Annotated in this window: 7 protein-coding genes, 1 tRNA gene, 2 rRNA genes and 1 other RNA gene; 1 reads left to right on the forward strand and 10 read right to left on the reverse strand. The window is 30.0% G+C overall.

Going from position 1 to position 6,637, the window contains the following annotated elements; genetic code table 11:
• Both QX51_RS18865 and QX51_RS18870 read right to left on the reverse strand, forming a co-directional pair.
• A 16S ribosomal RNA gene (locus QX51_RS18865) occupies positions 1–207 on the reverse strand; the annotation flags it as partial.
• A gap of 347 nt (positions 208–554) precedes the next feature.
• Positions 555–785 carry a glutaredoxin family protein gene (locus tag QX51_RS18870; protein ID WP_039681443.1) on the reverse strand — a complete coding sequence of 77 codons (231 nt, stop codon included), beginning with the start codon at positions 783–785 and terminating at the stop codon, positions 555–557.
• Between the two features lie 156 nt (positions 786–941).
• On the opposite strand from QX51_RS18870, the gene QX51_RS18875 reads away from it, so the two are divergent.
• Positions 942–2,156, forward strand: coding sequence for an MGDG synthase family glycosyltransferase (locus tag QX51_RS18875; protein ID WP_039681444.1), 1,215 nt, complete (start codon positions 942–944; stop codon positions 2,154–2,156).
• 43 nt (positions 2,157–2,199) lie between these two features.
• On the opposite strand, the gene QX51_RS18880 is transcribed toward QX51_RS18875, so the two are convergent.
• From QX51_RS18880 to rrf, 8 genes are all read right to left on the reverse strand, one after another.
• The gene (locus tag QX51_RS18880) at positions 2,200–2,418 is read right to left on the reverse strand and encodes a hypothetical protein (RefSeq protein WP_039681445.1); all 219 of its coding nucleotides are present in this window, start codon (positions 2,416–2,418) and stop codon (positions 2,200–2,202) included.
• 126 nt (positions 2,419–2,544) lie between these two features.
• Complete coding sequence (recR, locus tag QX51_RS18885; protein WP_039681446.1) at positions 2,545–3,144, reverse strand: recombination mediator RecR; 600 nt, start codon at positions 3,142–3,144, stop codon at positions 2,545–2,547.
• Between the two features lie 12 nt (positions 3,145–3,156).
• A complete protein-coding gene (locus tag QX51_RS18890; protein WP_039681447.1) occupies positions 3,157–3,495 on the reverse strand; it encodes a YbaB/EbfC family nucleoid-associated protein in 339 nt (112 codons plus the stop codon).
• Between the two features lie 69 nt (positions 3,496–3,564).
• Positions 3,565–5,202, reverse strand: coding sequence for a DNA polymerase III subunit gamma/tau (dnaX, locus tag QX51_RS18895; protein ID WP_039681448.1), 1,638 nt, complete (start codon positions 5,200–5,202; stop codon positions 3,565–3,567).
• A 170-nt stretch (positions 5,203–5,372) separates the two neighbouring features.
• Positions 5,373–5,638: signal recognition particle sRNA large type (ffs, locus tag QX51_RS20220), an RNA gene on the reverse strand.
• Positions 5,639–5,663: 25 nt separating this feature from the next.
• A tRNA-Ser gene (locus QX51_RS18900) sits at positions 5,664–5,753 on the reverse strand.
• Complete coding sequence (locus QX51_RS18905) at positions 5,754–6,209, reverse strand: nucleoside deaminase (RefSeq protein ID WP_039681449.1); 456 nt, start codon at positions 6,207–6,209, stop codon at positions 5,754–5,756. It lies immediately after the preceding tRNA gene.
• 152 nt (positions 6,210–6,361) lie between these two features.
• Positions 6,362–6,478 (reverse strand): 5S ribosomal RNA (rrf, locus tag QX51_RS18910).
• Positions 6,479–6,637: the final 159 nt, after the last annotated feature.

Here is a 6,637-nt window from a genome sequence, read left to right on the forward strand (position 1 = left end):
CGCCGGAGCTTTGATAAGAGAAACATGCGAATCTCTTATGTTATCCTGTATTAGCATACCTTTCGGTATGTTATCCATGTGTATGAGGCAGGTTACCCACGCGTTACTCACCCGTCCGCCGCTCTTCTCCGAAGAGAATCGCTCGACTTGCATGTGTTAGGCACGCCGCCAGCGTTCATCCTGAGCCAGGATCAAACTCTCATAAAAAAGTTGTCCATTGCTCAGACTAATCATTATCTGAATATCTGGCTTGGTTTGTTGTTTCAGTTTAATTCATAAAGAATTAATTTATTGTTAACCTACTGTTTAATTTTCAAAGTTCTTTGCTTGTTTCAGCTTCTTTATTTTACCAAAGCTGTTTTTCTTTGTCAACCACTTTTTCAAGAAGTTTTTCGTTGACGTTTTGTCCCTGTCTCAAGGACAAGTAATACTATATCATCATATCAATTAATCGTCAATACTTTTTTTAAACTTTTTTTAACTTTTTACTACTTTTATTCTTTACTCTTTTGGCTTTTTTATACTTTTATTTTTTATTTACCCATTATATATCTCTAGATACCTGTTAATTGCTTAATTCTATTTAAATCAAACCCTAATATATCTTGCCCATCTACCACTATAACGGGTACAGATAAATATCCTTTTTTTATTAATTCACGTTTATATTCTTGATTAGAAGATATATTGTACTCTATAAATTCTACATTATTATTTTGAAGATACTCTTTTGCTTTTTTACATTGGATACATGTGTCACTCGTATAAATCTCTACTTTTTTCATTTATTAGCTCCTTAAAATGTTTATTACCTTGTTTTTTTGTCAATATTGTATTAGATTATTATTAACTTTATTATTTATATAATAAATTACTTTTTATATTACATAATTTTTTTTAATAATGCAATACGACTCTAAAATTAATAGGAGGATTTTATCATGCAGAAGAAAGTTTTAATAATGTCAGCTTCTACTGGAGGAGGTCATAATAGAGCAGCCAGGGCTATAAAAGAAGAATTAACAAACAAAACAATTAATGGTATAACTATTGATTGTGAAATTATAGATAGTTTAAAAATAGTAAATGGAACTATGGATAAATTAATTTCTAGAGGATATGAAAAATCAGCTAAATATACACCTAAAGCATGGGGCGGTGTTTATAAATTAACTGAGACTAGTCTAGTATCTAAAAATGAATTTAAAGATAATCCGCTTACTTCTTTAATATCTAGAAAGTTAAAAAAATTAGTAGATAATAAAAAACCAGATTTGATTATAGGTACTCATCCGTTTCCTATGATAGCACTTAGTACTTTAAAAAAGCATTCACAGCTTTATAATAGCACAGAGGCAGGTACCTTTACAGAGAGTCTTCATAAGTATTATAAGGATTTAACTATTCCTCCTCTTATAACGGTTTTAACTGATTATACTACTCACTCTGCCTATATACAAAATGAAATTGATTATTATATCGCAGGACATGAGTATGTAAAAGAGTTATTAATAGAAGATGGTATTGATAAAGATAAAATTAAACCATACGGTATACCAGTTGAAAAATCATTCTTATCTCATAGAGATAGAGAGTCAGTATTATCTGAACTTGATCTGAATCCAGATAAATTCACAGTACTTTTAATGGGTGGCAGTTTTGGTGCAGGTAGTATAAAAGACACCCTTTCCGAATTAATGTCTATAGATAGAGATTTTCAAATTATTGTTATAACAGGAAGAAATAAATCATTAAAAGAAAAATTAGAAAAAACCTTAGCCGCTAATGAAGATACTCTTGATAAAAAAATATGTGTACTTGGATTCACAGACAAAATGAACGATTTATTGGCATCTGTAGATATATTAGTCTCTAAACCAGGAGGTCTTACCACTACTGAATCTTTATTAAAAGAAGTACCTATGATTATTCCATATTTTATTCCTGGTCAAGAAGAAGAGAATTTAGATTTTCTTTCGAACTGCGGAGCTTCATTGAGAACATCAAAAAAATACACTTTAAGTATTCTTTTGAAGGTTCTTATCGATAACCCTGATAGAATTGAAATGACAAAAAAAAATATAAGAGCTATAAAAAAACTTAATGCTTCACAAGACATTGCTAAATTAGCTTTTGACATATTATCTCGAGATTAAAATAAGCGTATGAAAATTTAAATTTTCATACGCTTTTATTTACTTAATATGGCTCGTAAAAATCTTCTTCATAATCATATTGGTAGTTTTTATAGTTATTCCTAAACACACCACTGTTGCAATTCTTATTAATAGCTTTTTTACTTTTTTTACTTCCCAACGAATCCTTATCTACGCTTTTAACTTTATTTTTAGATTTAATTTTTTTTTCTCGCTTTTCCTTCATTGCATTATGTTCTTCTAAGTTCATAGTCGTTTTCATACTACACCCCTATAAAATTATTTAATAATTACTATAATTATATAATACAAACTTCATTTGTCAATAAGTTATTTTTGTGAATATCTATTTTCTAATATAAATAAAAACCAAGGATATACCTTGGTTTTATATTTCTCTTCTACCTTCTAATGCCTTTGAAATAGTAACTTCATCAGCATATTCTAAATCTCCACCTACTGGTAGACCATGAGCTATTCTTGTAACCTTTATTCCCATAGGCTTAACAAGTCTTGATATGTACATAGCCGTGGCTTCACCCTCTATAGTTGGATTAGTGGCCATTATTATTTCTTTTACATCTTGGTTAGCTAATCTAGTAATTAATTCTCTGATCCTTATCATATCTGGTCCTATACCATCCATAGGAGATATAACTCCATGAAGTACATGATATTGACCTTTGAACTCTTTTGTTCTTTCCATAGCAACAACATCTCTAGGATCTTCCACTACGCATATAATACTAGCGTCTCTATTTTTATTAGAGCACATGCCACACAGATCTTTATCTGTTATATTGCAACAAACAGAACAGTACTTTATTTCTCTTTTTGCATCTAATATAGCCTTTGATAAAGATTCTACATCATTGTTATTCATATTTATAACATGAAAAGCTAATCTTTGTGCTGTTTTTCTTCCTACACCAGGTAGTTTAGAAAACTCTTCTATAAGCCTATTAATAGGCTCTGTATATGTTTGCATATTTATCACCTACTAGAATAATCCTGGAATATTCATTCCTCCAGTAACCTTGCTCATTTGACTTTGTTGCATATCATCAACTTTTCTTAAGGCTTCATTAACTGCACTTAAAACTAAGTCTTGTAACATTTCTATATCATCTGGATCTACTACTTCTGGTTTTATAGCTATGTCTATAACTTCTTTTTTGCCATTAACTTTAACTGTAACAGCTCCTCCACCTACTGAAGCCTCAACTTCCTTTGCTTCTAACTCTTCTTGCATTTTTTGCATATTTTCTTGCATCTTTTGAGCTTGTTTTAATATGTTATTCATGTTTCCTGGCATTCCACCAAATCCTTTTTTAGCCATCTTATATACTTCCTCCTTAAATTTCTAATTTTAGTTTATATCACAATATAATTTTTATCATTTATTATATTATTTTTCAATACTGTCTTTTACTTCTAATATACTTTCTTCTACTATTCCCTTAAGTATTTCTTCTCCTTCATCACTCTTACTACTAGTTTCTTCTAGATTCATACTTGCAATTTCAGACTTTAAATATATTTTAAGATGAAAACTTCTATTTAGTACTTCTCTTATAACTTGTTCTACATATTTTATTGTTTCTTCTGAGCTAAGTCTTGATCTAGCAAAAGAAAAATTATCATTAAATATTATAAATAAAGAGTTTTCTTTTATATAAAAACCACTTACTTCTTTTAAAAGCGCATATATACTAGGTTTCTTATCATCCTTTATTTTTTGAATTATTTTTTTCCATGATGACTCTACTAACTTTACATCTTCACTTTTTACTTCTTCATATACAATATCTTGTTTTTCTTCTTGATTGCTTACTTGTTCATCATCATATTTCATTCCTTCACCAGATTCACCTTGAACTGTTACTACTTTTATATTCCCACTTTCTATTATTTGCTCTAAATTTTCAATTCTTTTAATTAAAGCTTCCTTACTTTCATCAAACATAGGTTGTGCTATTTTCATTATAGTGACTTCAGCTAATATCCTTGTATTAGAAGATGATTTCATTGAATCTTGTGTTTCGGATAATATATTTAATATTCTTATCAAATCATTTATATTAATAGTTTTAGCTTGTTCCTTTAATCTTTCTATACTTTCTTCAGGTAATGAAATAATTTCATCAAGTTCCCTAGAAACTTTACAAACCATTAAATTCCTAAAATGATCTATCAAATCATTTATTAAATTTCTTATATCTTTTCCCCAAATAATAAATTCATTTAATATTTGAAGTGATTTTTTAGTGTCTTCTCCTATAATAGCTTGAGACAATTCAAATAGTTCATCAATATTAACAGTACCTAGTAATTCTATTACATCATTATACTCTATTTTTTCATTCCCAAATGACATACATTGGTCAAGTATACTTAAAGCATCTCTTAGGGCACCTTGAGAATTTCTAGCTATTAAATTTAATGCCTTTTCCTCCGCTCGTATATTTTCTTTTTCACATATGTATGCCATTCTATTTGCAATATCTTTTGACGATACTCTTTTAAAGTCAAACCTTTGGCATCTAGATAGTATGGTTGCTGGTATTTTATGTGGCTCTGTTGTCGCTAATATAAAGATTACATATGATGGTGGTTCTTCTAGAGTCTTTAATAAAGCATTAAAAGCTCCCTGAGATAACATATGAACCTCATCTATAATATAAACTTTATATTTTGCTTTTGAAGGAGTATATTTTACACTTTCCCTTAGCTCTCTTATATCATCTACACTATTATTTGATGCTGCATCTATTTCTACTATATCCATGATGTTATCATTTAATGTGTCTACACATATTTCACACTCATTACATGGTTCTTCATTAATAGGATTTAGACAGTTTACTGCTCTAGCAAATATTTTAGCCGTAGATGTTTTACCAGTACCTCTAGTTCCAGAAAATAAATATGCATGACCTATATTATTATTTTTTATTTGATTCTTCAAAGTTTTTACTATATGTTCTTGCCCAACTACATCTTCAAATGTTTTTGGTCTATATACTCTATACAACGCTTTATGCATATTTACATCTCCTTCAAAACTATTTTTACTGTTATAAAAATCTATCTATAATTTTTTCCAATTCAAATACATTTATATCATATATTTTATAATAAATAAAAATATTTGTTAATTGTTTTTATGTACAAAAAAATCCCTATTAAAGGGATTATTATATTTATATATAAATGCTGTACACCATCTATTGATTAATACTTCACAGACGTTACCAAAACAGTTAGCTCAACCTAGGCACTCCTATGTCACATGCAAGGAATCACTTACCGCTGCTTCCTTCCGGATCTGACGGAGTTCATGAGCTTACATTGCACAGGACCTAAGCATCAACACCACTTATTCTGGGCAGCTCCACAAAGTAAAAACCTCTAGATGGAATTCAATCCTGCTATAGCGGATTGCAGGTTACAGGGCACCGCTACCTCCCCATCTAGTACAGCAAAATTACAACCATATTTATTTGTTGGCGGAGAGAGTGGGATTTGAACCCACGATACGTTTTACCGCATACTCACTTTCCAGGCGAGCGCCTTCGACCCCTCGACCATCTCTCCTTAGTTTTTGTTTCTAAGAGTCTTGAAAAATTCTTGCAAAATATGCGAACACTCGTCTTTGAGTATACCAAAGGTTACTTCAATATTATTATCTTTATAATAATCCATTTTAAACTCGTGTTGTTTTTCCATTTTTAAATTTTTTATATGTTTAGCTCCAATAACTATATTCTTTATTCGAGAATTAACTATAGCTCCACTACACATTATACACGGTTCCATGGTAACATACAAGTCACAATTTATAAGTCGCCATCCTCCTAATATTTCAGATGCTTGTTTTATAGCTAACATTTCAGCATGAGCCGTACTATCTTTTAACTCTTCTGTACGATTATGTGCCCTAGCTATGATTTTATCATCTTTAACTATAATGGCTCCTATCGGAGTTTCTCCCTTATTATATGCCTTATACGCTTCTTTTAAAGCTTCTTCCATGTATAACGATTTCTCCATGATACCTCCTAAACATATAACACATTAATATTATCATAAGTTTTATTAGAATTCAACTCATTTATTAATTTACATTTTTTACCATAAATTGCATTCTGTTATCATCTTTTCGTTCCTCATGAAACATTGTTTTACACGTATAAAAAAAGATTACGTGGCTACGTGCTACTCTCCCAGGGGGTTGCCCCCCAAGTACCATTGCCGCTCAAGAGCTTAACTTCTGTGTTCGGAATGGGAACAGGTGTATCCTCTTTGCTATAATAACCACATAATCTTTTGATTAAAGTATTAACTTTTGTTAGTACTTTCAAAACTGCTAACATTTAATGTTTTCCATTATTTATTTTTAGCAACTGAAATCTTCCTTATAAACATATAATTAAAGATTTAGTTGCGATATAAACCTTTAGGTTTATTTTGGTCAAGTC

The sequence above is a fragment of the Terrisporobacter othiniensis genome, assembly GCF_000808015.1.
Lineage (GTDB): Bacteria > Bacillota > Clostridia > Peptostreptococcales > Peptostreptococcaceae > Terrisporobacter > Terrisporobacter muris.